The 21869-nt window shown below is 77.3% G+C and carries 21 protein-coding genes; 10 read left to right on the forward strand and 11 right to left on the reverse strand.

Annotation, left to right across the window (positions count from 1 at the left end; genetic code table 11):
* Window positions 1-79: 79 nt before the first annotated feature.
* Complete coding sequence (locus ACYVO2_RS07900) at window positions 80-1180, forward strand: DUF2786 domain-containing protein (protein WP_461006936.1); 1101 nt, start codon at window positions 80-82, stop codon at window positions 1178-1180.
* Window positions 1181-1232: 52 nt separating this feature from the next.
* Here the strand turns inward: ACYVO2_RS07900 and ACYVO2_RS07905 are convergent, their stop codons facing one another.
* Both ACYVO2_RS07905 and ACYVO2_RS07910 read right to left on the reverse strand, forming a co-directional pair.
* Window positions 1233-1616: a hypothetical protein gene (locus tag ACYVO2_RS07905; protein ID WP_461006893.1), complete on the reverse strand. Its 384-nt coding sequence runs from the start codon at window positions 1614-1616 to the stop codon at window positions 1233-1235.
* 33 nt (window positions 1617-1649) lie between these two features.
* Complete coding sequence (locus ACYVO2_RS07910; RefSeq protein ID WP_461006894.1) at window positions 1650-2669, reverse strand: NADP-dependent oxidoreductase; 1020 nt, start codon at window positions 2667-2669, stop codon at window positions 1650-1652.
* A 128-nt stretch (window positions 2670-2797) separates the two neighbouring features.
* Here ACYVO2_RS07910 and ACYVO2_RS07915 point away from each other — a divergent pair, with 128 nt between their 5' ends.
* Window positions 2798-6040, forward strand: a complete 3243-nt coding sequence (locus tag ACYVO2_RS07915; protein ID WP_461006895.1) for a BTAD domain-containing putative transcriptional regulator — start codon at window positions 2798-2800, stop codon at window positions 6038-6040.
* Between the two features lie 26 nt (window positions 6041-6066).
* Here the strand turns inward: ACYVO2_RS07915 and ACYVO2_RS07920 are convergent, their stop codons facing one another.
* From ACYVO2_RS07920 to ACYVO2_RS07930, 3 genes are all read right to left on the reverse strand, one after another.
* Complete coding sequence (locus ACYVO2_RS07920) at window positions 6067-6837, reverse strand: vWA domain-containing protein (protein ID WP_461006896.1); 771 nt, start codon at window positions 6835-6837, stop codon at window positions 6067-6069.
* A gap of 110 nt (window positions 6838-6947) precedes the next feature.
* A complete protein-coding gene (locus tag ACYVO2_RS07925) occupies window positions 6948-7376 on the reverse strand; it encodes a DUF5994 family protein (RefSeq protein ID WP_461006897.1) in 429 nt (142 codons plus the stop codon).
* Window positions 7377-7549: 173 nt separating this feature from the next.
* On the reverse strand, window positions 7550-8038 hold the full coding sequence (locus ACYVO2_RS07930; RefSeq protein WP_461006898.1) for an Asp23/Gls24 family envelope stress response protein: 489 nt from the start codon (window positions 8036-8038) through the stop codon (window positions 7550-7552).
* A 329-nt stretch (window positions 8039-8367) separates the two neighbouring features.
* On the opposite strand from ACYVO2_RS07930, the gene ACYVO2_RS07935 reads away from it, so the two are divergent.
* Genes ACYVO2_RS07935 through ACYVO2_RS07945 form a run of 3 tightly spaced genes read left to right on the forward strand, consistent with a single transcriptional unit; the run spans window position 8368 to window position 9563 of the window.
* Window positions 8368-8937: a DUF5994 family protein gene (locus tag ACYVO2_RS07935; RefSeq protein WP_461006899.1), complete on the forward strand. Its 570-nt coding sequence runs from the start codon at window positions 8368-8370 to the stop codon at window positions 8935-8937.
* A gap of 9 nt (window positions 8938-8946) precedes the next feature.
* Window positions 8947-9210 carry a hypothetical protein gene (locus tag ACYVO2_RS07940; RefSeq protein ID WP_461006900.1) on the forward strand — a complete coding sequence of 88 codons (264 nt, stop codon included), beginning with the start codon at window positions 8947-8949 and terminating at the stop codon, window positions 9208-9210.
* Window positions 9211-9266: 56 nt separating this feature from the next.
* Window positions 9267-9563, forward strand: coding sequence for a hypothetical protein (locus ACYVO2_RS07945; RefSeq protein WP_461006901.1), 297 nt, complete (start codon window positions 9267-9269; stop codon window positions 9561-9563).
* Window positions 9564-9582: 19 nt separating this feature from the next.
* On the opposite strand, the gene ACYVO2_RS07950 is transcribed toward ACYVO2_RS07945, so the two are convergent.
* The 3 genes from ACYVO2_RS07950 to ACYVO2_RS07960 all read right to left on the reverse strand — a co-directional run bounded on the left by ACYVO2_RS07950 (window position 9583) and on the right by ACYVO2_RS07960 (window position 13005).
* Entirely contained in the window at window positions 9583-11307 is a 1725-nt protein-coding gene (locus tag ACYVO2_RS07950) for a SpoIIE family protein phosphatase (protein WP_461006902.1), read from the reverse strand.
* Window positions 11308-11459: 152 nt separating this feature from the next.
* On the reverse strand, window positions 11460-12539 hold the full coding sequence (locus ACYVO2_RS07955) for a fatty acid desaturase family protein (protein WP_461006903.1): 1080 nt from the start codon (window positions 12537-12539) through the stop codon (window positions 11460-11462).
* A gap of 196 nt (window positions 12540-12735) precedes the next feature.
* Complete coding sequence (locus tag ACYVO2_RS07960; RefSeq protein WP_461006937.1) at window positions 12736-13005, reverse strand: SCO5918 family protein; 270 nt, start codon at window positions 13003-13005, stop codon at window positions 12736-12738.
* A 327-nt stretch (window positions 13006-13332) separates the two neighbouring features.
* On the opposite strand from ACYVO2_RS07960, the gene ACYVO2_RS07965 reads away from it, so the two are divergent.
* On the forward strand, window positions 13333-13536 hold the full coding sequence (locus tag ACYVO2_RS07965) for a cold-shock protein (RefSeq protein WP_461006904.1): 204 nt from the start codon (window positions 13333-13335) through the stop codon (window positions 13534-13536).
* Window positions 13537-13896: 360 nt separating this feature from the next.
* Window positions 13897-15300 carry a DEAD/DEAH box helicase gene (locus ACYVO2_RS07970; RefSeq protein WP_461006905.1) on the forward strand — a complete coding sequence of 468 codons (1404 nt, stop codon included), beginning with the start codon at window positions 13897-13899 and terminating at the stop codon, window positions 15298-15300.
* Between the two features lie 52 nt (window positions 15301-15352).
* On the opposite strand, the gene ACYVO2_RS07975 is transcribed toward ACYVO2_RS07970, so the two are convergent.
* The gene (locus tag ACYVO2_RS07975; protein WP_461006906.1) at window positions 15353-16195 is read right to left on the reverse strand and encodes an NmrA family NAD(P)-binding protein; all 843 of its coding nucleotides are present in this window, start codon (window positions 16193-16195) and stop codon (window positions 15353-15355) included.
* A 91-nt stretch (window positions 16196-16286) separates the two neighbouring features.
* On the opposite strand from ACYVO2_RS07975, the gene ACYVO2_RS07980 reads away from it, so the two are divergent.
* Window positions 16287-17291 carry an AraC family transcriptional regulator gene (locus ACYVO2_RS07980; RefSeq protein WP_461006907.1) on the forward strand — a complete coding sequence of 335 codons (1005 nt, stop codon included), beginning with the start codon at window positions 16287-16289 and terminating at the stop codon, window positions 17289-17291.
* Here the strand turns inward: ACYVO2_RS07980 and ACYVO2_RS07985 are convergent.
* Window positions 17227-19275 carry a TerD family protein gene (locus tag ACYVO2_RS07985; protein WP_461006908.1) on the reverse strand — a complete coding sequence of 683 codons (2049 nt, stop codon included), beginning with the start codon at window positions 19273-19275 and terminating at the stop codon, window positions 17227-17229. The genes ACYVO2_RS07980 and ACYVO2_RS07985 overlap by 65 nt on opposite strands.
* Before the next feature lie 198 nt (window positions 19276-19473).
* Window positions 19474-19962, reverse strand: a complete 489-nt coding sequence (locus tag ACYVO2_RS07990) for an Lrp/AsnC family transcriptional regulator (RefSeq protein ID WP_461006909.1) — start codon at window positions 19960-19962, stop codon at window positions 19474-19476.
* A 105-nt stretch (window positions 19963-20067) separates the two neighbouring features.
* On the opposite strand from ACYVO2_RS07990, the gene ACYVO2_RS07995 reads away from it, so the two are divergent.
* Both ACYVO2_RS07995 and ACYVO2_RS08000 read left to right on the forward strand, forming a co-directional pair.
* Window positions 20068-21363 carry an amino acid permease gene (locus ACYVO2_RS07995; protein WP_461006910.1) on the forward strand — a complete coding sequence of 432 codons (1296 nt, stop codon included), beginning with the start codon at window positions 20068-20070 and terminating at the stop codon, window positions 21361-21363.
* Window positions 21364-21375: 12 nt separating this feature from the next.
* Window positions 21376-21867: a GNAT family N-acetyltransferase gene (locus ACYVO2_RS08000; protein WP_461006911.1), complete on the forward strand. Its 492-nt coding sequence runs from the start codon at window positions 21376-21378 to the stop codon at window positions 21865-21867.
* Window positions 21868-21869: the final 2 nt, after the last annotated feature.

Here is a 21869-nt window from a genome sequence, read left to right on the forward strand (position 1 = left end):
TGCGGCCGGTGCGCCGCGCTCCGCCGCGCCTGGGATCATCGGTGCGGGACACCCGGGAGGAGGCAGGCCGGTGAGCACGGTGGAGCGGGCTTTCGCCGTCGCGCTGTACGCGGACGGCGACGCGGAGCTCGACGCCGGGGCCTCGCTGCTCGCCGCCGACCCGGGCGCCGACGGCGAGCTCCGGCGGCGCGGCGAGGAGTTCGTGCGCCTGGCCTGGGAGCGGGGCTGGCAGCCCGCGGACGTGGTACGGCTGGTGCGGCGCGACCTGGGCGAGGCGCACCGGCGACTGGTCGCGGAGCTGATCGTCTCGCAGGTGGGGCGGTACGAGGTGCTGCCGCCCCGGTGGGACGCCCAGGTGCGGGAGCTGGCGGGGGAGCCGTACCGCGCCGACCGGTTCTCCCGGGCCTCGGCGCTGCTGGAGGTGTACCGGCTGCTGGTCCGGCTGCCCTCCGTGGAGCCGGTGGGGCCGGCCCCCGGCACCACCCCGCACCTGCCGCCCGCGGCCGGGGAGCCGCGGGTGCTGACGCGGATCCGCGCGCTGCTCGCCAAGGCGGAGGCGACGGGTTACCCGCCGGAGGCCGAGGCGCTCACCGCCAAGGCGCAGGAGCTGATGGCGCGGTACAGCGTGGACGAGGCGCTGCTCGCGGCGCGGGCGCACCGGGGGGACGCGCCCACCGCGTGCCGGATCGGCGTGGACTCGCCGTACGAGACGGCCAAGGCGATCCTGCTGGACGCCGTCGCCTCCGCCAACCGCTGCCGCGCGGTGTGGAACAGCGCGTTCGGCTTCTCCACCGTGGTCGGCTTCGAGGCGGACCTGGAGGGGGTGGAGCTGCTGTACACCTCGCTGCTGGTGCAGGGGATGACGGCGCTGACCCGGGAGGAGGCCAGGCAGCGCGCGGGCGGGCGCAGGCGCACCAAGACGTTCCGGCAGTCGTTCCTGATGGCGTACGCGTCCCGGCTCGGGGAGCGGCTGGCGGCGGCGAGCGGGAGCGTCACCGCCGCCGAGGAGGCGCTGCCGGTGCTGGCGTCCCGCGAGGTGGCGGTCGCCGACCACGCGGAGCGGATGTTCCCCGAGACGACGCGGACGCGGGTGCGCGGGGTGACGGACGAGGCGGGCTGGGAGCACGGCACGACGGCGGCGGACGGCGCGCACATGCCGCGCCGCCCGCCGCTGCCGTGACGGGCCGGCCCCCGCCGCCGGGCAGGGCCGCCGCCGCCGGACCGCCGCCCCGTCAGGCCAAGAGGGGCACGAAGCCGCCGCGGGCCGTGCCGCCGCCCGGCGGGCGGTCCCGGTCGAGGGTCTCCGGCAGGGCGTCCACGCAGGCCACCACCGCGCCCCCGGCCCGCTCGGCGTCGGCGCACCAGCCGGCCATGCCGCCCTCGCCGCCCTCGTGGAGCACGGGCGCGGTGAGAGCGGGCACGAGCACTCCCAGGTCCCCTGGGCCGTCCACCACGCACACGGTGAGGCGGGGGACGAGCGTCCACCCCTCGCACCGGGGTGCCCGTTCCGCGGGGGCGGTCAGCGGCGGGAGGGCGTCGTGGACGGGGGCGCCGGAGAGCAGGAGCAGGGGGGTGGCGCCCCGGACGAACAGGGTCTTCTCGGGAGGCAGCAGCATCGGGCCAGTGTCGCAGCCGGTGCGGCGGGGGGCTCAGATGCCCAGGCGGACGAGCATCTTGCCGGTGTTGGCGCCACGCAGGACGCCGAGGAGGGCGCCGGGGGCCTGTTCGAGGCCGTCCACGACGGTCTCCTCGGTGCGCAGGCTGCCCTCGGCGAGCCAGCCGGCGGCCTTGCCGATGTACTCGGGGAATCGGTGCAGGTGGTCGGAGACCAGCACCCCGCGCAGGGTGACGCGCTGGGTGGCCGCCCGGTACAGGTTGGTGGGGCCGGGCACGGGTTCGGTGGCGTTGTAGCCACTGACCATGCCGACCAGGGCGATCCTGCCGTGGGTGTTGATCGCGCCGATGGCGGCCTGGAGGTGGTCGCCGCCGACGTTGTCGATGTAGACGTCGATGCCCTCGGGCGCCAGCTCCGCGAGCTGGTCCGCCACCGATCCGGCCCGGTGGTCCAGGGCGGCGTCGAAGCCGAAGGTCTCCACCACGGTCCTGGTCTTGCGCGGCCCGCCGGCGGAGCCGATCACCTTCTTGGCCCCGAACAGGCGGGCCAGTTGGCCGGCGACGCTGCCGACGGCGCCGGCCGCGCCGGAGACGAACACCACGTCGCCCTCCCGCACCCGGGTGATGTCGGTGACCGCGAGGTAGGCGGTCAGGCCGGTGGGGCCGAGCGCGCCCAGGTAGTCCTGCGGGCGGGCCAGGTCCGTGTCCACGACGGTGGCCGCGGCGGCGTCCAGCAGGGCGTACTCGCGCCACCCCAGGAAGTGCGCGACGGTCGCTCCCACGGGCACGGCCTCGACGGTGGAGGCGACCACCTCGCCGATCGCGCTGCCCTCCAGCGGGGCGCCGAGCGCGAACGGCGCGATGTAGGACTCGGCGTCGTCCATGCGGCCCCGCATGTAGGGGTCCACGGACATCCAGGTGTTGCGGACCAGGATCTGGCCCTCGCCCGGCCGGGGCACCTCGGTGACGGCCAGTTCGAAGTTCTCCGGCCGGGGCTCGCCGACCGGGCGGGAGGCGAGGCGGAACTCGCGGCTGAGGACGGTGTCGCCGTGCATGGTCGCTCCTGGTGTCGTTCGCTGTCGGGGTGACGGCTCCACCTTGGGGCGGGGCGCTTCGGGTCCGCTGCCGGTCCGCTTCGGGCCGGCTTCGGGGCGCGTCCCGCGGGGTCGGGTAGCCTGCGCGTGTGCGCTTCGGGGTGCTCGGCCCGCTGGCCGTGTGGACGGACGACGGCAGACCGGTGCCGGTCCCCGAGGCGAAGGTCCGCGCGCTGCTGGCCGATCTGCTCACCCACGACGGTCACCCGGTGTCCACGGACCGGCTGATCGAGGACCTGTGGGGGCGCCGCCCGCCCCGCAACCCGGCCAACGCCCTCCAGGCCAGGGTGTCCCAGTTGCGCCGCGCCCTGGCGGACGCCGAGCCCGGCGGACGGGAGCTGGTGGTCACCCAGCCGCCCGGCTACCTGCTGCGGCTCGACGGTGACGCGGTGGACGCCCGCGGGTTCCGCGCGCTGGCCGGGCGGGCCGCGGCGGCCGGCGACCCGCGGGAGCGCGCCGCGCTGCTGGGCGAGGCGCTGGCGCTGTGGCGGGGCCCGGCCTACGCCGACTTCGCCGACGAGGAGTTCGCCGCGTCGGCGGCGGCCCGGCTGGAGGAGGAGCGGCTGGCCGCCGTGGAGGCGCGGGCGGAGGCGCGGCTCGACCTGGGGGAGCACGCGGTGCTGGCGGGCGAGCTCGGGGAGCTGGTGGCGCGCCACCCCCTGCGGGAGCGGCTGTGCGCGGCGCACCTGCGCGCCCTGTACCGGGCGGGCCGGCCGAGCGAGGCGCTGGCGGCGTACGCCGCGCTGCGGGAGCGCCTGGCGGACGAGCTCGGCCTCGACCCCGGCCCCGAGCTGGTGGCGCTGCACCGGGCGATCCTGCGGCAGGACCCGGCGCTTGGCCCGGCGCCCGCGCGCCGGGCACCCGCCGCGCCCCCCGCCCCGGGGCCGCGCTCCAACCTGCCCGCGTCGCTGGTGCCGCTGGTCGGCCGCGCGGAGGCGGTGGCCGGCATCCGGGCGCTGCTCGCGGCGGAGCGGCGCCTGGTCACGCTGACCGGGCCGGGCGGGGTCGGCAAGACGCGGCTGGCCCTGGCGGCCGCCCGCGACCCGGGCGGGAGCGCGTCCGCCGAGGGCGCCTGGCTGGTCGAGCTGGCCGGGCTCCCCCCGGCCGCCGACGGCTCCCCCGCGGCGGTCGCCGAGGCGGTGGCGTCCGTCCTCGGCATCCGCGACGACACCGCCCCGGCCCCGCCCGGCACCGTCGAGGACCGGCTCACCGCCGCGCTGCGGGACCGGGACCCGCTGCTGGTGCTGGACAACTGCGAGCACGTGGTCGGGCCGGTGGCCGCGCTGGCCGAGGCGCTGCTGCGCGCCGCGCCGCGGCTGCGGATCCTGGCCACGTCCCGCGAGCCGCTGGGCGTGGCCGGGGAGCGGGTGTGGCCGGTGCCGCCGCTCGCGCTGCCCGGGGAGGACGCCGATCCCGCCCGGGCGGCGGGCTCCCCCGCGGTGGAGCTGTTCGTGGCGCGCGCCGCCGACGCCGTCCCCGGCTTCGCCCTGGACCGGGGCAACGCGGCGGCGGTGACCGCGATCTGCCGCCGCCTGGACGGCATCCCCCTCGCCCTGGAGCTCGCCGCCGCGCGGGTGCGCGCGCTCGGCGTCCAGGAGCTGGCCGCCCGGCTGGACGACCGGTTCCGGGTGCTGACCGCGGGCCGGCGCGGCGCCCCGGCCCGGCAGCAGACGCTCCGCGCGGTGATCGACTGGAGCTGGCGGCTGCTGTCCGGACCGGAGCGCGTGGTGCTGCGCAGGCTCGGCGTGCACGTGGACGGGTTCACCCTGGAGGCGGCCGAGGAGGTCGCGGCGGAGGACGGGGTCGACGTCGTCGATGTGCTGGCCCGGCTGGTGGACCGGTCCCTGGTCGCCGCGGAGCCCGCCGCACCCGGGGGCGGCGGGGTGCGCTACCGGCTGCTGGAGTCCGTCCGGGCGTACTGCCTGGAGCGTCTGCGGGAGGCGGGCGAGAGCGCCGCGCTGCACGAGCGGCACGCCCGCCACCACCTCGGCCTGGCCGAACGCGCCGAGCCGCACCTGTACGGGGAGGGCCAGCGGGAGTGGCTCGCGCGACTGGACCGGGAGCGGGCCAACCTGCGGGCCGCGTTCGCGTGGGCGGTGCGGGCCCGGGACGGCGACACCGCCGTGCGGCTGGCCGTCGCGCTCGCCTGGTACTGGTTCCTGCGCGGGCGCCTCACCGAGGCCTGCCGGTCACTGGACGAGGCGCTCGGGCTGCGCGCCGACCCGCGGGCCGCCGTCTGGCGGGCGGGCATGGCGCTGCCGGCCGGTTACGGCGCCGACCCGGTGGCGCGCGCCGCGCTCGCCCCGTACGAGGAGATCACCGATCCGCGGCAACGGGCCAGGGCGCTGTGGTTCCTGAGCTGGACCCGGCGCGGCTTCGCGGACCTGGCCACCACCGCCGAGCTGCTGGACCGCGCCCTGGAGGACTTCCGGGAGCAGCGGGACCGGTGGGGTGTCGCGGCCGCGCTGACCCTGCGGGCCACGGTCGGGCGGGCCCGCGGGCAACTGGCGCGGGCGCGGCGCGACGCCGTGGAAGGCGAGGCGCTGTTCCGGGAGGCCGGCGACCGCTGGGGGCTGCTGCGGGCCACCAACACCCGCGCCGAGCTGGCGGAGATCGACGGCGACTACGCCCTGGCGGCGCGACTGCACCGCGAGGGGCTGCGGACGGCCGAGGAGCTGGCGCTGTGGGGCGAGGCGTCGTTCCGGCTGTCCGGCCTGGGCCGGCTCGCCCTCCTCGCCGGGGACCTGGCGGCGGCCGACGACCTGCACCGGCGGGCTTTGCAGATGGCCGCCAGGCAGTCCGACCGGGTCGCCGAGCACTTCGCCGAGATGGGCCTGGCGCTGAGCGCCCGCCGTCGCGGCGAGTACGAGCTGGTGGACGCCCATCTGACGAAGTGGGTGCCGTGGCTGCGCGGCGTGGACGGGGAGCCGGGCCTGGCGCTGGTCCTGGCCGAGCTGGGCTTCGCCGCCGAGCAGCGCGGCGAGGCGGCGACCGCGCTGCGCCTGCACCGGGAGAGCCTGGCCTCGGCGCGGGCGGTGGGCGACCCGCGGGCCGTCGCCCTGGCCCTGGAGGGGCTGGCGGGCGGGCACGCCCTGGCCGGCGACCCGGCGCGCGCCGCCCGGCTGCTGGGCGCGGCGGCCCGGCTCCGCGACGCGGTGGGCGCGCCGCTGCCCGAGGCCGAGCGGGGCGACGTGGACCGGATCGCCGCCGCGGCGCGCGGGGCCCTCGGCGAGCCGGCGTTCACCGCGGAGTTCACCCGCGGCACACCGCGGGACGCGGACGAGGCGGACGGCGACGACGTCACGGGGGTGGCGGAGCCGCCCGCGCGGTGAACGGAGCCGCCCGCCCCGCGCGCGCCTCAGCCCCGCACGATCCCGGCGGCGCGGGCGGCGGTCAGCCAGTGGGGGAACTCGTGGAGCAGCCGGTCGTACAGGTCGGCGTCGGAGTGGGCCCCCGGCGTCGGTCCTGCGGCGAAGAACCCGGCGTTGTCCACGACGCGCCGGCCCGGCACCGGCAGCTCGTCCAGCCGGCGCAGGAAGCGGAACTCGTCGCTGCCGAAGCCGATGAACTGCCAGAAGATCGGCAGCGTCGCGGCCGTGCACAGCACGTGCTCCGCCGCGGCCTTGGAGGTGGGGGAGCCGTCGGTCTGGAAGACCACGAACGCCGGGGCGGCGGCCCCGGACGACCGGTGGTGGTCGATGACGGCCTGCATGGCGACGTGGTAGTTGGTGCGCCCCATGTGCCCAAGCGACTCGTGCAGGGGGTTGATCCGGTCCCGGTGGTCGTCCAGGCCGATCTCCGCGGTGCCGTCGATGCCCGTGGAGAAGAAGACGACCGGCACGACGCCGTCGTCGTCCAGGTGGGCGGCGAGGGCGAGGGTCTGCTCCGCCAGGTGCTGCACCGAACCGTCGCGGTAGTACGGGCGCATGCTCCCGGAGCGGTCCAGGACCAGGTACACCGCGGCCCGCTGCCCGCCGACCCGGTGCTTGGCCAGGGAGACCGCGGCCGCCTTGTAGAGGCTGACCAGCCCCGGGGCCCGGGCGGCGACCCGCTCCTGGCTGATGGCGGCGGACGCCCCGGGCGGCGGGCGGTCGCCGGCTCCGGGGCGCTTGCGGTAGTCGATGGCCATGGCCGGGATTGTCCTCCCGCCGGGCGGGCCGCGTCCGGCGTTCGGGGAACCGGGCGCCGCGGCGGCGGTGCCCGGTGCGGGGCCGCGGCGGCGGTGCGGGCGGTGCGGGCTCAGCGGCGCCTTCGCGGCCGGCGGGACGCGGCGCGGCTCACCGCCGCCAGCAGGGCGGTGGCGGTGGCCGGGTCGGTCTCCGGTGGGATGACCAGCAGGTCCCAGCGGCCGACGCGGTAGGAGAACAGGGGGACGCCCAGCGGTGCGCGGCGCGCCGGACGGCCGGGCGGGAGGGGGTTGCCGCGCGGGCACGGCAGCCGTGTCCTGGCCACCCCGGCGCGGCGGATGCGGCCCTGGCGGCGGTCGAGCATCGCCTCCAGGAGGGGCAGCTCCCGGGTGAGGTCGCGGGAGTAGGGCCACCACACACCGGCGAGCCGGCCGGGGTGGGCGGACTCCGGCTCCAGGGCGACGCGCAGCCGCAGCGGCCCCGACGACGGGGAGGTCGGCGCGCTCAGGGCCTCCTCCGGGGGGAGACCGGCGCTCGTCATGGTGCGGCCCTGTCTCTCCGGGCCGTGCTGCGGGCCCGGCGTGCCTCCGGCGTGCGCACCGGCGCGGACCGGGACGTTCCCGGACGCTTCCGACGATACTCCGCGCCGCGCGCGGCCGCGTCCGGGGCGGCGCCGCCCGCCGCGGGCGCCCCGCCGCCCCGCCGCCCCGCGGGTCACCTCACCCGGCCCTCCTCTCCTTCGGACTCCTCCTCCTCGTCGGGCAGGTGCACGTCGCCGACGGCGATGTTCACCTCGACGACCTCCAGGCCCGTCATCCGCTCCACGGCGCCGATCACGTTGGTGCGCACGTCCCGGCCGACGTCCACGACCGACGCGCCGTACTCGACGACGACGTCCAGGTCCACGGCCGCCTGGCGCTCCCCCACCTCGACCTTCACCCCGCGGGTGACGCCGCCGCCACCGCCGCCGGGGACGCGTTCGCGCACCGCTCCGAAGGCCCGCGCCATCCCGGCGCCCAGGTTGTGGATGCCGGGCACCTCGCGGGCGGCCATCCCGGCGATCTTGGCCACCACCCCGCTCGCGATGGTGGTCCTCCCCCGTGTCGCGGCGGGGGCGTCGGCGCCCCTGCGGCCCGGCAGCGCGGTCCCGCCTTCCTCGGGGTCCGCCCTGGTGGCCTTGGTGCGGGTGGTCGTGTCCGTCATGGCGATCGCCTCGATCGGTCAGGGGGCACCGGGGCGGCGCCCGCCGGACGTTCCGGCTCCCCCCGCAGCCGCGCCTCACACCTCCCGGCGCGAGGTGCCGTGCGAAAGCTCGGGCGGGACGGTGGCCGGTACACGGCGGGCGCCCCCGCCGTCACCGCCACCGCCGCCGCCACCGGAGTAGGGTTGAGGACGCCGAGGGCACCTCGTACGCCGGCTTCCGCGCCGGCGTCGTTCCCGGCGAAGTGGACACCGGGCGGCGAGACTCCGCCCGGAGACGGGCGCGCGCCATGAGCGTGACCGAACGACGGACACCGGCCGGACGACCGACGGTGGCCGAACGACCGAAGAACACCGCTCCGGCGGGCGCGGAGCGCGCGGGAACGGGGCCGCTGAGGTTGCGCCTCGCGGCCACGGCCGCGGGCCCGCTGGACGGCGCCTGGTGGCCCCGCTCCCGCGACCTCGCCGCCGAACTGCCCGCGCTGACCGACGAGCTGGACCGCCGGTGGGGCCGGATCACCCGGATCGCGGTGAACCCGTCGCTGTGGTCGGCCCTGCCCCGGCAGGTGCCGGCCACCGGGCACCTGGTGAAGGTGGGCTGGTTCGGGCCGGAACTCAACGCGCACCAGGCGCTGCTGCGCTCGTACGCCGTGGGCCGCTGGGACCTGCTGGTCATACCGCCGGAGACGGAACCGGACACCGCCCGCCGGCTGATGGCCGCGGCCACCGAGCCGGGCAACAGGCTCGGCGCGGGCCTGCTGATGGCCGCGGCGGGAGGCACCGCGGCGGCCGACGCCGACCGGGAGTCGGTGTGGGAGTCGGAGGGCGGCCGCGGCGCGTCCGCCGCCGTGCCCGAGCCCGTGCCCGGGGCCGCGGGAGCCGCCCCGGGGAAGAGGAGGTGAGGGACCACCGTGGAGACCTTCGTCACCGTGGCCGTGCTCCTGGCCCTGATCGCGCTGGGCGCCTTCGTCATCCACCGGCTGAACGTCCAGCACGCCGAGCGCATCGCCGAGTTCCGCTACAGCCGGTTCTTCCGGGGCCTGCGCGGCAGGCGGGCGGAGCCACCGGCCCCCATGGGCGACGGGACCGGCCCCGCCGCGGACGGCCCCGGCACCGGCGGGGACCGCCGCGGGCGGCGGTCCCGCGGCGGCCGCGTCCGCTCCCGTCGGGTGTGACGGGGACGGCCCTGTCCGCGAGCAGCCGGCGCTCCCCCACCCCCATGGAGGCTCACGTGACCCACGACCGGTCCCTGCCCGCACCCGGTGTCGCCGAGGTGCGCATCACCGCCGCGTCCCCGGACGTGGCGCGGGCGGTGGCGCAACTGCTGCGCGCCTGGTTCGCCAGCACGGAGCAGCGCAGCTACCCCGTGGGCGAGGAGGGCACCGGCACCCTGCTCCACCTGTCCGTGGACACCTCCCGCACCCCGGGGCTGCCCGGCTCCTTCGAGCCGCGGGAGCGGACCGACGACGCCGCGGAACGGTCCGACGAGCGCGCGGGGGAGCTGTCCGCGCCGCGTCCCGCCCCCTGACCGGCCGCGGGACGCCCGCCTAGGCGGTGACGTGTCCGGCCGGGGCCGGCGGCGGCACGCGGACGGCGATGAGCGTGATGTCGTCGCGGGTGTCGCCGAGGGCGCCCGCGAGTGCGGCGCACAGGCGGCCCAGCGGCTCGGCGTCGCGGGCCGCGGCGTGGCGGCGCAGGCGGTGCATGCCGGTGTCCAGGTCCTGGAGGCGGGACTCCACCAGCCCGTCGGTGTACAGCAGCACGGTGGAGCCGGGTGGCAGCGGCAGTGAGGCGACGGGGCGGGGGGTGCCGGGGCGCACCCCTATGAGCATGGCGTGGCCCTCGGTGAGGTACCGGGCCCGGCCGCCCGGGCCGAGCAGGAGCGGCGGCGGGTGGCCCGCGGCGGACCAGGTCAGGTGCCAGGTGCCGTCGTCCCGCGGGTGGAGGCGGGCGAGCACAGCGGTGGCGGTGTCGGCCAGGCCCAACTGGGCCTGCGCGATGTCCAGGCGGCGCAGCACGGCCCCGGGGTCCTCGCCGGGCCGGTCCACGGCCAGGGCCCGCAGCATGTTGCGCAGCTCCCCCATCCTCGCGGCGGCGCGGATGTCGTGGCCGGTGACGTCGCCGACGACGACGGCCAGGTCGCCGCCGGGCAGCTCGAACGCGTCGTACCAGTCGCCGCCGACCTCGGCGGCGTGGCCCGCGGGCTGGTAGTGGGCGGCCAGTTCCAGGCCGGTGACGGCGGGCAGGTCGGTGAGCAGGGCGCGTTGCAGGGTCGCGGCGATCCCGGCCTGCTGGGTGTGCAGCCGGGCGTTGTCCAGGCCGAGCGCCGTGCGGCGGGCGACCTCCTCGGCCAGCAGGCGGTCGGCGTCGCTGAACGGCGGGCTGCCGGGGCCGCGGGTGAGGGTGAAGGCGCCGAGGGTGACGTCGCGCAGCCGCAGCGGCACGATCAGGGCCTCGCGGGCGTCCAGGGCGGTGAGCAGGTCGGCGGTGGCCAGGACCAGGGGGTCCCGCTCGCCGGGCGGCGCGGCGGTCGCGGCGGTCAGGTGCCGGGTGCTCGCCCCGCTCAGCACGCGGGCCAGCGCGGCGGTGGAGTCCTCGGCGTGGGTCGGCGGGGGGTCCGGCACGGCGCCCGGGGGCACGGCCCCGGGGGTGCGGTGGGCCCAGGCCGCGCGGTGGACGCGGCCGGGCGACTCGGCCAGGTCCAGCACCGCGGCGTCCGCCAGGCGCCGGACCAGCAGCCGCGTCACCCGCGCCGGGCCCTCCCCGGTCTCCAGTCCCGTCACCAGGGCGAGGGTGAGCTCGCTGAGCCACCTGACCTCGGCCAGGTCGTCCTGGGCCTGCTTGCGGACCGTCTCGCTGCGCGCGAACCGGTGCTCCCGCCGCGCGTCGCGCGCCCACTCCTCGCTGGCGTCGTGGAACACCACCACCGCGCCCGGCGCCCGGCCCGGGCCCAGCGGCAGCGGGGACGCCGTCCACCACACGGCCAGCGGTGTGCCGTCGGCCCGCCGCAGCGCGCCCCGGTCGCCGCCGGTCCGCTGCTCCCCGGTGCCCGGCGCCAACCGGTCCGGCAGTCCGCGCGGGCCGCCCGGCCCGGGGTCGAGCGCCTCGTCGGCGTCCCGGCCGAGCAGCGCCCCCGCCCCGTGGCCCAGGAGCCGCTCGGCGCTCGGGTTGCAGGCGATCACCCGGCCGTGCCCGTCGACGGCGTACACGCCCGTGTCCAGGCAGGCGAAGAGCGCCGCCAGCAGCTCCGGGTCAGGGCGCTTCCCGGTCACCGGCGTGTCCCCCCTGTTCGGCAGACTCCGCATTCTCGCCTTCTTCCCGAGCGGGCACCAGCGATTCCGCTCCCGCCGTCCGTGGGGACGCCGGAGCCCGCCGGACCGGGGCGGTCGGCGGTTCGGCTCTCCGGGTGGAGCCGCGCGGGGGCTCAGCCGGCGCGCAGCGGCGCCCCGGCGGCGTGCAGGTGCCGCAGGGCCTGACCGTACGAGGCGAGCAGCCCGGTCTCGGTGTAGGCGACGCCGAGCTCGGCGCAGTACGCCTGGACGATCGGGCGGGCGCGGCGCAGGTGGGGGGTGGGCATGCTGGGGAACAGGTGGTGCTCGATCTGGTGGTTCAGGCCGCCCAGGGCCAGGTCGGTCAGGCGCCCGCCGCTGATGTTGCGGGAGGTGAGCACCTGCCGGCGCAGGAAGTCCGGCCGGTCGTCGCCGGTCAGGGTGGGCATGCCCGTGTGGTTGGGGGCGAAGGCGCAGCCCAGGTAGACGCCGAAGACCGCCTGGTGGACGACGAGGAAGAGCAGCGCCTTGCCGGGCGGCAGGACCAGCAGCAGCGCGGCCGCGTAGCCCGCGGCGTGCACGCCGAGCAGCAGCGCCTCGGTGCCCCGCCGCCGCAGCGACCGCCTGAACAGCGCCTTGACCCCGGCGACGTGCAGGTTCACTCCTTCGAGGAGGAGCAGCGGGAAGAACCAGTACGCCTGGCGGGCCCCGATCCACCGCGCCGGGCCGCGGGCGGCCCGGGCCTGCCGCGCCGACCAGACCAGGAAGTCCGGTTCGAGGTCCGGGTCGAGGTCCTCGTGGTTGGGGTTGGCGTGGTGGCGGGTGTGCTTGTCCTGCCACCATCCGTAGCTCATGCCCACGCACAGGTTCCCGGCGATGCGCCCGGCGGTCTCGCTGGGGCGCCGCAGCCGGAACACCTGGCGGTGGGCGAGGTCGTGGGCGACGAGGGCGACCTGGGCGAACACCACGCCCAGCACGGCGGCGAGGAGCAACTGCCACCACGAGTCGCCGAGCAGCGCGAAGGCCGTCCACGTCCCCGCGTACAGGGCGCCGACGCCGCCGATCCGGGCCGCGTAGTAGCCCGGCCGCCGCCGCAGCAGCCCCGCCGCGGCGACGCGCCGGGACAGGGCGGCGAAGTCGCTGCCGGAGGGGTCGCCGCCGGGAGCGTCGCCCTGGGAGGAGGTGCGCGGCGCGGGCGGCGCCGCGGGCATCGCCGGGAGGTCACTGGTGGTCATGGCACTCGGCCCGTCCCCGGGCCGACGGGCCCGGCGTAGTCGTCTCACCGCAGGAGGAAGCAGGCATGGGCCGGCACCGGAGGCGTCCCCGGGCCCGCCGGCACAGCGGCGGCGGGTCACCGGCGGACCGGCGCGCGAGGGGGCCCGCCGGGCGGGGGCGGGCCGGGTGTCCGCCCCGGTGGGCGGGGGTCGTCCCTCAGCCCTCGGCGATGTCGGCGACGGCGGCCTGGGCGGGGGCGGACTGGCAGGTGAAGCCGAGGTCCCGCATGGCGCGGAGGACCTCGGCGGCGGAGAAGTCACGCCGGTCCTGGCGGGTGACCACCGCGCCGACCTGCTTGGCGGGGTAGTAGCGCCGGCCGATGCGGACGCACTCGCCGACGGGGGGTTCCGGCTTGACGCCCCGCATCACCTGCTCCACCTCGCTCGCGGTCAGATCGAAGCGGTAGCCGGCGATGATGCAGCGCACAGAGGTCTCCATGGGGTAGAGGGGGGTGCTCTCACCTCCAGCGTCGCACGCCGCGGGCGCTACTGCTATCAGAACCTCCCGCCGCGCCGCCCGTGGCGGGAGGCGCGGGCCCCGCCGGCGGCGACCCGCCGCGCGGATGATCGCCATCCCGGGAGGCGGTGTGTTACGTTGGTCCAGTTGCGGTTTTGGTACCCATGAACTCTGTGTGCACCTGACGGAAGTGACGTTAGGTGCATTTTTGTTTTCCGGTCTGTCCGGAGGGGGTCATTGCGGCGACAGAGGTCCGCACGGTGCGGACCTCGTGTACTGCTCCCGAAGGAGATCGTCATGGCTACTGGCACTGTGAAGTGGTTCAACTCGGAAAAGGGCTTCGGCTTCATCGAGCAGGACGGCGGCGGCGCCGACGTCTTCGCCCACTACTCGAACATCGCCGCCCAGGGCTTCCGTGAGCTCCAGGAGGGCCAGAAGGTCCGGTTCGACGTCACGCAGGGCCAGAAGGGCCCGCAGGCGGAGAACATCACCCCGGCCTGACCCCGGGCGCACAACGCCGACGGGCCCGCACCTCAAGGGGTGCGGGCCCGCTCGCTTCCCAGGGCACCGGCACGGGTGCGGCCCACGGCCCCCGTGCCCGTCCGCCCGCGCGGCCCGGAGGCGGGCCGCGCCCGTGTCGCACGGCCGGGCCCCGGCCCGCCCGTGACCTGCCGCCCGGCGGCCCTCGCCCCGGCGGGGCACGGCGCCATCCCCCTCGTTTTCCCTCGCTCTTTCCCGCTGGTGCCGCGGCTTCGTTTCCACGCCGTCGCCGCACCGCCCACCGGCTCGTTCTCGCGATTCTTCCGCCCGGCCACACCGCGGAATGCTCTCCGGCGCGTGCCGCATCAGGAGGTCGATCGCATGAATGCCAGGAGCAACCAGCCGACAGGCCAGTCGCACCGCCGCCGGTTCCGGGCGCCCGCGCACCAGGACGCGCCGCCGCACACGGCGGGCGCCGCGGCGGCGGCCGCGCCCGTGCCCGCCGCCGCCCCGCACGGCGTCGGCACCACGTTCGCCGAGCTGCGACTGCCCGAGGCGCTGCTCGGGGCGCTGCGGCACCAGGGCATCACCGTGCCGTTCCCGATCCAGGCGGCCACCCTGCCGGACTCGCTCGCCGGGCGCGACATCCTCGGCCGGGGCCAGACCGGCTCCGGCAAGACCCTCGCCTTCGGCCTGGCCGTGCTGGCCCGCATCGCGGGGCAGCGGGCGGAGCCGCGCCGGCCCAGGGGGCTGATCCTGGTCCCCACCAGGGAGCTGGCCCAGCAGGTCACCGACGCCCTGGCCCCGTACGCCCGGGCGCTGCGCCTGCGGACGACCGCGGTGGTCGGCGGCATGTCCATCAACCGCCAGGCGGCCTCCCTCCGGGACGGCGCCGATGTGGTCGTCGCCACCCCGGGGCGGCTCGCCGACCTCGTCGAGCGGGGCGACTGCAAGCTGGACGGCGTGCGCACCACCGTGCTCGACGAGGCCGACCAGATGGCCGACATGGGCTTCCTGCCGCAGGTCACCGCGCTGCTCCGGCAGGTGCCGACCGACGGCCAGCGGATGCTGTTCTCCGCCACGCTGGACCGGAACGTCGACATACTGGTGCGGCGCTTCCTCACCGACCCGGCGACCCACTCGGTGGACCCGCCCACCGGCGCGGTGACGACGATGGAGCACCACGTGCTGCACGTCGCCCCCCTGGACAAGCCGGCCGCCGTCCGGCGCATCGCGGCCCGCGACAACCGCGTGATCCTGTTCCTGGACACCAAGGGCGCCGTCAACCGGCTGGTCAACGACCTGCTGTCGGTCGGTGTCCGGGCCGCCGCCCTGCACGGCGGCAAGTCCCAGCCGCAGCGCAACCGCACCCTGGAGTACTTCAAGGCCGGCCAGGTCACCGTGCTGGTGGCCACCAACGTCGCCGCCCGCGGCATCCACATCGACAACCTCGACCTGGTCGTCAACGTCGATCCGCCCAGCGACCACAAGGACTACCTGCACCGCAGCGGCCGGACCGCCCGCGCGGGCGAGACCGGGCGCGTGGTCACCCTGGCCCTGCCCGACCAGCGCCGCGGCGTCACCCGCCTGATGGCCGCGGCCGCCGTCACGGCCCGCACCGTGCGCGTGCACTCCGGCGACGCCGAGTTCGTCCGGATCACCGGGGCGCAGGAGCCCGCGGGCACCCCGGTCGCCGCCATCGGCCCCGTCGGGAACGCCTGCGCGTCCGGCTCCGGTCCCCGCAGGTACGGGTCGCGCTCCGCCGCGTCGCGCCGCGCCGGGTAGTTCCGGCGCCGCCCCGCGGCCGTCGCCCGCCCGGCGCCGGCCGCGGGGTCGTTCAGCTCCAGACCCCGGCCGCGGCGGCCTCCCTGACGTAGTCGGTGAAGTCCCGCGGCTCGCGGCCCAGGACGCGCCGCACCGTGTCGGTGGGCGCGGAGAAGCCGGCGGTGCGCATGTAGGCGAACAGCGCGTCCAGGGCGGTGGCGAACTCTTCGGGCAGACCTTCGGCGATCTGTTCGGCGTGGTACTCCTCGGGGGTGAGCTCCACGTAGGTGATCGGTCGGCCCGCGGCGCGGGCGATCTCCGCGACGGCCTCGGCGAAGGTCAGGGCGCGCGGACCGCTCAGGTCCAGGATCTCGCCCTCGTACCCGCCCCCGGTCAGCAGGGCCGCGGCCACGTCCGCGATGTCCCGGGTGTCGATGAACGGCTCGGGGACGGCGCCGATCGGCAGGGCGAGGCGGCCGGCGAGCAGCGGGGCGTGCCACAGGTCCTCGCTGAAGTTCTGCTGGAAGTTGTTGGCGCGCAGCACCGTCCAGGGCACGCCGGACGCCGCCACCGCCCGCTCCGCGGCGAGCATGTCCTGGCCGAAGTCCTCGCCGGTCTTGTCGGTGTCCCGCCCGGACAGCACCACGAACCGCTCCGTGCCCGCGGCGACGGCCCGCGCCACGAACTCGGGCAGCGGCCCGGGGTCCCCGGGCGGGACGAGGTACACCGCCGCGGCCCCGTCCAGGGCGGCGGGCCAGGTCGCCGGGTCCGCCCAGTCGAAGCGGGTCCCACCGGAGCGGGACGCGGCCGTGACGGCGGCGCCGCCGGCGCGCAGCAGCGGCACCAGCCGGCGGCCGGTCTTGCCGGTGGCACCCGTGACCAGGATCTTCTTTCCATGTGTCCCATGAGTCGTCATGTCCGTCAGCCAACCCGAGGGGCGGCACCGGCGGCCATGGGAGAACGTACGGCCCGCATGTCCGCCCGTACGCTCCCCCTACCGTGTGACCATGGATCCCTTCGACGACCTGCTGCGCGGCGTGCGCGCCCGGGGTGCCGTCCTCGGGCGGTCGGTGCTGACGCCGCCCTGGGCGCTGCGGTTCACCGACGGCGCCTACCTGACGCTGTGCATCCCCCTGCGCGGTGAGGGCTGGATCCTCCCGGGCGGCGGCGGACCGCCCCGCCGGGTGGGGCTCGGCGAGGTCGCGGTGGTACGCGGCCCCGAGCCGTTCGTCTTCGCGGACGGGCCCGAGGGCGCGGACCGGGTGCCCCTGGACGTGCGGTGCGCGGCGGTGCGCGAGGACGACGGCCCGGAGGGGCGCACGGTCCTGATGGTCGGGGCCTACCAGGTGCCGGCCGCGGTGCCGCGCCGACTGCTGCGGACGCTGCCGCCGGTGGCGGTCGTGCCCGAGGACCACGACTGCTCGGCCATGCGCCCCTACATCGAGGCGCAGCTCACCGCGTGCGCCCCGGGCCGCCAGATCGTGCTGGACCGCCTCCTGGACTGGCTGCTGGTGTGCACCCTGCGGGAGTGGTACGACCGTCCCGAGGCGGACCGTCCCCCCTGGTACCGCGCCCTGGCCGACGAGGTCGCCGGCACCGCGCTGCGGGCCATGCACGAGTCACCGGAACGCCCGTGGACCCTGGCCTCCCTGGCCGCGCTGGCCGGGGTCTCCCGCACCACCCTGGCCAAGCGCTTCACCGACCTGGTGGGCCAGCCCCCGCTGGCCTACCTGACGGAGTGGCGCATGGACCTCGCCGCCGACCTCCTCACCGACCCCACCACCACCGTCGCCTCGGTCGCCCGCGCCGTCGGCTACGCCGACGCCTTCGGCTTCAGCACGGCCTTCACCCGCGTCCGGGGGGTACGGCCGAGCGAGTACCGCGGGGGGCGGGCGGGGGAGGGGGAGGAGGTCACCGGCGACGCTCCCTCCGCCACCCCCGGCCGGCTCAGCGCGCCGCCACCGGCTCCGGCACCTGGGCGCGGCGCGCGGGCCGTCGGTCCAGGTGGATGACGACATGGGTGTGGAAGCGGTCCACGGCGTCGTCCACGCTCCGGATGAAACCCGACTCGGCGTTGCCGCGGCCGCTGCCCATGCTCCTGAACAGGGACAGTCTGAAGCCGGTGATCCGGTCGCCGTCCTTGGGGAGGAGGTCGGCCGGTTCGGGTCGCAGCCGCTCCAAGGTGCCCCGCGGGCCGGTCCCCTGCCCTTCCACGAGGGTCTCGATGTGCAGGTCGGCCGGGGCCGCCGCGAGCTGGCGGATCAGCCGCTTCGCCCACGCCAGGGGGTAGCCCTGCTCGGGCGCCGCGACCTCGATGGAGGTGCGCAGCTTGCCGGTGCGCAGGTCCGCGGTGATGGCCAGGATGCCGGGGCTGCCCTCGACGCGCAGCTCCGCGTGCAGCCGCCCTTCCGCGCAGAGCCGCTCGGCCAGAGCGGCGCGGCGGGCGCGCGGGTCGCCGCCGCGCCTGGCCCGCTGGACGGGCAGCACCTTGTGGCCGAGTTCGCCGCCCAGGCGCAGGCAGACCTGCCGGACGAGCCGCTCCCAGCTCTCCACGACCTCCGTGGCGCGCGGGTCGCCCTGGCACAGGGTCTCGTCGTCGATCCCGTTGCGCACCGGTACCCACGCCGAGCCCATGTTCTGGAAGCCGTGGCAGCCGGAGCTCTCGTGCTGGAGGTAGTGCAGCAGTTCCTGGAGCAGCCAGGCGTGGGCGGCGTTGCCGACGCCTTCGTGGCGGATCAGCATCTGGGCCTGGTGGGCGACCTCGGCCCAGGACAGGTGCCACAGGGCCACCTTGTGCTTGCGGCGGCCGTCCGTCTTCACCTCGACCAGCGGGCTGCCCTCGAGGGCGACGTCGTTGGACAGCGTGATCACCGCCTCGTAGCCGCGCCGCGCGGCGATGTCCACGTACGCCTGGACCTGGTCCTGCCGGAGCGGGTTGCCGTTGGTCTTGGTCTCCACCAGCGCCGTCCACAGCTTGCCCGCGCGCTCGACGCGGATGACACCGTCGGGCCGCCGGGGGGAGTCGCCGTGCGGCAGCGAGACCTCGGTGTACGTCTCCATGCGTCCGGCGGGCGCGCCGAACGCGGCGGTGAGGCGGCGGCCGAACTCCGGCACCTGCGCCATCACCGACAGCAGGACCGAGGTGGCGCGGGTCTCGCGCTCCCGGTCGCTCTTGAGAGCGGAGACAGGGAAGAGCCTGGCCGTGCGCCAGGTCTCGTTCTCGGCGAGCGACCTGCGCGCCGCCGCGGGCAGCGTGACCTTCTTCCGCGCGGTGCGGGGGCGCGGGGCCGGCTTCTGCCCGGGTTCCGATGCCGGCTCCGGCGGGGCCTGGGGAGCGGCGGGCACCGCGGGCCCGGCCACCGCCGCCACGGGCGCCGCCTGGTGCACCAGCGCCGCGTGGGCCAGGGCCTTCTCGGCCGCGGCCTCCTCCGCGGCCTCCTCCTCCGCCGCGTCGTCCTCGATGTCGACGCCGAAGTCCGTGGCCAGGGCCGCGAGCCCGGCCGCGTACCCCTGGCCCACGGCGCGGAACCGCCACTGCCCGGCGCGCCGGTACAGCTCGCCGAAGATGAGCGCGCCGACCTCGCCCGCGTCCTCGACGCGGAACCGGGTGAGCTCCTTGCCCGAGGCGTCCGCGAGCGTGAGGCGCAGGTCGCCGAGGTCGGTGAACGTCCCGGCTCCGTACCGGCTCGCCGCGACGACGATCCGCTCCACCTCGGCCGGGATCGCGTCCAGGTCGAAGCCGATGCGGTCCTCGCTGCCGTCGGCGGTCGGTGTCTTGCCTAGCAGTTGCACGCCGCCGTCCCCGGCGACCGGGTTGTTGTAGAAGCAGAAGTCGGCGTCGCCGCGCACCCTGCCGTCGCCGCCCAGCAGGAGCACGGAGACGTCCGCGTCGCCCTCCCCCGTGGCACTGCTCCAGGCCAGGCTCACCATCGCGGAGCCGACGTCCTCGCTCAGCTCCGCCAGACCTACGTTGGCCCCCTTGACCATCTCGTGCATACATGACCCCCCAAGACGCGCGGCCGCCTCGGGACGCACCCCGGCGGCCGACGGCATGACACTGTGCGGTGCGTCACACATTCGGCCGTACCCGCGGCAGCGTAGCCGTGGACGTGCGCGTTCCGTGGGGGAGTTCGGGAAGTCGGGTGAACACCGGGCCGGGTCGGGGCCCGAGGGGTTCCCGGCGGCGGCCCCCCGTCACCGCCGCGGTGGCCAGTGGTTCAGGGGAAGGGGGCCGCGGCCGAGGGCGGTGCGGATGGCGAAGGTGCTGCGGGCGTCGCGGACGGGGCCGATGGCGAGGATCTCGTCGAGGAGGACCCGTTCGTAGGTGGCGAGGTCGGGGACGACCGCCTCGACCAGGATGTCGGCCTCGCCGGAGGCCAGGTAGCAGGCGACCACGGCCGGGATCGAGGTGAGGGCGTTCTCGATGAGGCGGGAGGTCTCGCGGGAGTGCTGGTCCACCTTCAGGGCGATGAACACCGTCAGGCCGAGGCCCAGCCGGTCCCGGTCGAGTTCGGCGCGGTAGCCGGTGATCAGGCCGTCCGCCTCCAGGGCCCGGGTGCGGCGCAGGCAGGAGGAGGGGGACAGGCGGACGGCCTCGGCGAGGTCCACGTTCGGGGTGCGGCCGTTGCGCTGGAGGTGTTCGAGGATGGCACGGTCGATGCGGTCGTAGAGGTTGTTCGGCATGCGGGGGAGGGTAGCGACGCCGGAGCGGTGGAAAGTTGCGTGTGAGGGCTGTTTTCGCGCAGGACTCGCCATCGTGTGCCGGGGGATCCGGGACAGGCTCGGGGCATGCGCGAGACACCTTCCGCCGCCCTGTCCACGGCCGGGGCCGCCGCCCTGTACATCGGTGCCCTGCTCGGGCCCAGCCTGCTGCTCCTGCCGGGGCTCGCCGCCCGGACGGCGGGGCCCGCCTCGCTGCTGGCCTGGGCGGCGCTGCTGGTGCTCTCGGGGCTGATAGCCGTCGTGTTCTGCGGCCTGGGGGTGCGGCTCGGCTCGGCGGGCGGGGTGGCCGGGTACGCGGCGGCGGGCCTGGGGCCGCGGGCGGGGCGGGCCGCGGCGTGGTGCTTCCTCGGCGGGGTGGTCACCGGCGCGCCGGTGGTGTGCCTGATCGGCGGGGCGTATGTGGCGGACCTGCTCGGCGCGGGGGACGGGGCGGCGTTCGCGGCGGCGGCCGTGCTGCTGCTGGTGGTGCTCGCGGTGCGGCTCGCCGGGGCCCGCACCGGGGTCCGGCTCCAGTTGGCGCTGGTCGCGGTGCTGGTCGCGCTGGTGGTGGCGGCCGTCGCCGGGGCGGCGCCCGCGGCCAGGGCGGCGCACTGGCGGCCGTTCGCGCCGCACGGCTGGGCCGCGGTCGGGCAGGCCGCCGCGCCGCTGATGCTCGCCTTCGTCGGCTGGGAGGCCGCGGCCCCGCTCACCGCGCGGCTGCGCGACCCGCGGCGGCAGTTGCCCCGGGTGGTGGCGGCGGCGTTCGCCGTGACCGCGGTGCTCTACCTGGCCCTGGCCGCCGCCACCGTCGGGGTGCTGGGGCCCGCGGCGGGCGGGCACGTGCCGCTGGCCGACCTGCTGCGCGTGGGGATCGGCGGCGCCGGCGCCGCCGTGGCGGCGGTCGGCGCCGTCGTGCTGACCCTGGCGGCGACCAACGCCTATCTGACCGGCGCCGCGGCCATGGCCGCCGAGCTGACGGGGGGACGGGCCCGCCCGGCCGGGATGGTGGTGGTCATCGCGGCGGCGGGCGTGCCGCTGCTCGGCCTGGCCGGCGCCGGGGTGGTGAGCACCGAGCGCCTGGTGGCCGTGCCCACGGCGCTGTTCCTCACCGTGTACCTGGGCTGCATGGCGGCGGCGGTGCGGGTGCTGCCGGGCGCGGCGCGGGTGGCGGCGGGGGCGGCGGGCGCCGTGGTGGCGGTGCTGCTGGCGTTCTCCGGGTGGGCGGCCCTGCTCGCGGCGGGGGTGGCGCTGGGCGCGGCGGCGGTGCGGCCCGCCGGGCGGGGCGGGGCCGGCAGGCGGGGCGGGGCGGGCAGGCGGGGCGGGGCGGGCCCGGGGCGGGCGGCCCCGCCGGAAAAGGACTCGGAGCCGGCCGCGCGCCGGTGACAGCATGCGGGCATGGCCATCGACGTGACCCTCGCCCCGCTCGACCTGAACCTGCTGTCCCGACTGCTGGACGCCGCCGTCGCCGACGCGGACCCCGAGGAGGTGATGCCGCCGGTGGACGGGCCCGCGGGGTGGACCGCCGAGCGCCGGGAGGCGTTCACGCGGTTCCACCGGTCGCGGTCCCTCTCGGCGGATCCGGTGGAGCGCACCTGGGCGATCACCGTGGACGGCGCCGTGGTGGGCGCCGCCCGGCTGTGCCCGGTGCCGGGGCGGGCGGGCGCGGTGGAGGCGGGGGTGTGGATCGGGCGCTCCCACCGGGGCGCGGGCGTCGGGGCGGCCGTGTTCCGGGAGCTGGTGGCGCTGGCCCGGGCGGGCGGGTCCGGGGCGCTGCTGGTGAGCACCACGCCCGGGAACACGGCGGTGCTGCGGGTGCTGGAGGCGTTCGGCGCGGACCCGGTGCGGGAGGGCGACGCGGTCACGGCGTGGGTGGACCTGGGCGGCTGAGG

It is taken from the genome of Streptomyces capparidis, from assembly GCF_054782095.1.

Bases quoted from the DNA above. Each gene is read 5' to 3' on its own strand.
- ACYVO2_RS07905 (WP_461006893.1), bottom strand. From the start codon at position 1,616: ATGCTGCTGCCTCCCGAGAAGACCCTGTTCGTCCGGGGCGCCACCCCC.
- ACYVO2_RS07910 (WP_461006894.1), bottom strand. From the start codon at position 2,669: ATGCACGGCGACACCGTCCTCAGCCGCGAGTTCCGCCTCGCCTCCCGC.
- ACYVO2_RS07920 (WP_461006896.1), bottom strand. From the start codon at position 6,837: ATGGCCATCGACTACCGCAAGCGCCCCGGAGCCGGCGACCGCCCGCCG.
- ACYVO2_RS07925 (WP_461006897.1), bottom strand. From the start codon at position 7,376: ATGACGAGCGCCGGTCTCCCCCCGGAGGAGGCCCTGAGCGCGCCGACC.
- ACYVO2_RS07930 (WP_461006898.1), bottom strand. From the start codon at position 8,038: ATGACGGACACGACCACCCGCACCAAGGCCACCAGGGCGGACCCCGAG.
- ACYVO2_RS07955 (WP_461006903.1), bottom strand. From the start codon at position 12,539: ATGACCACCAGTGACCTCCCGGCGATGCCCGCGGCGCCGCCCGCGCCG.
- ACYVO2_RS07965 (WP_461006904.1), top strand. From the start codon at position 13,333: ATGGCTACTGGCACTGTGAAGTGGTTCAACTCGGAAAAGGGCTTCGGC.
- ACYVO2_RS07970 (WP_461006905.1), top strand. From the start codon at position 13,897: ATGAATGCCAGGAGCAACCAGCCGACAGGCCAGTCGCACCGCCGCCGG.
- ACYVO2_RS07975 (WP_461006906.1), bottom strand. From the start codon at position 16,195: ATGACGACTCATGGGACACATGGAAAGAAGATCCTGGTCACGGGTGCC.
- ACYVO2_RS07980 (WP_461006907.1), top strand. From the start codon at position 16,287: ATGGATCCCTTCGACGACCTGCTGCGCGGCGTGCGCGCCCGGGGTGCC.
- ACYVO2_RS07985 (WP_461006908.1), bottom strand. From the start codon at position 19,275: ATGCACGAGATGGTCAAGGGGGCCAACGTAGGTCTGGCGGAGCTGAGC.
- ACYVO2_RS07990 (WP_461006909.1), bottom strand. From the start codon at position 19,962: ATGCCGAACAACCTCTACGACCGCATCGACCGTGCCATCCTCGAACAC.
- ACYVO2_RS07995 (WP_461006910.1), top strand. From the start codon at position 20,068: ATGCGCGAGACACCTTCCGCCGCCCTGTCCACGGCCGGGGCCGCCGCC.
- ACYVO2_RS08000 (WP_461006911.1), top strand. From the start codon at position 21,376: ATGGCCATCGACGTGACCCTCGCCCCGCTCGACCTGAACCTGCTGTCC.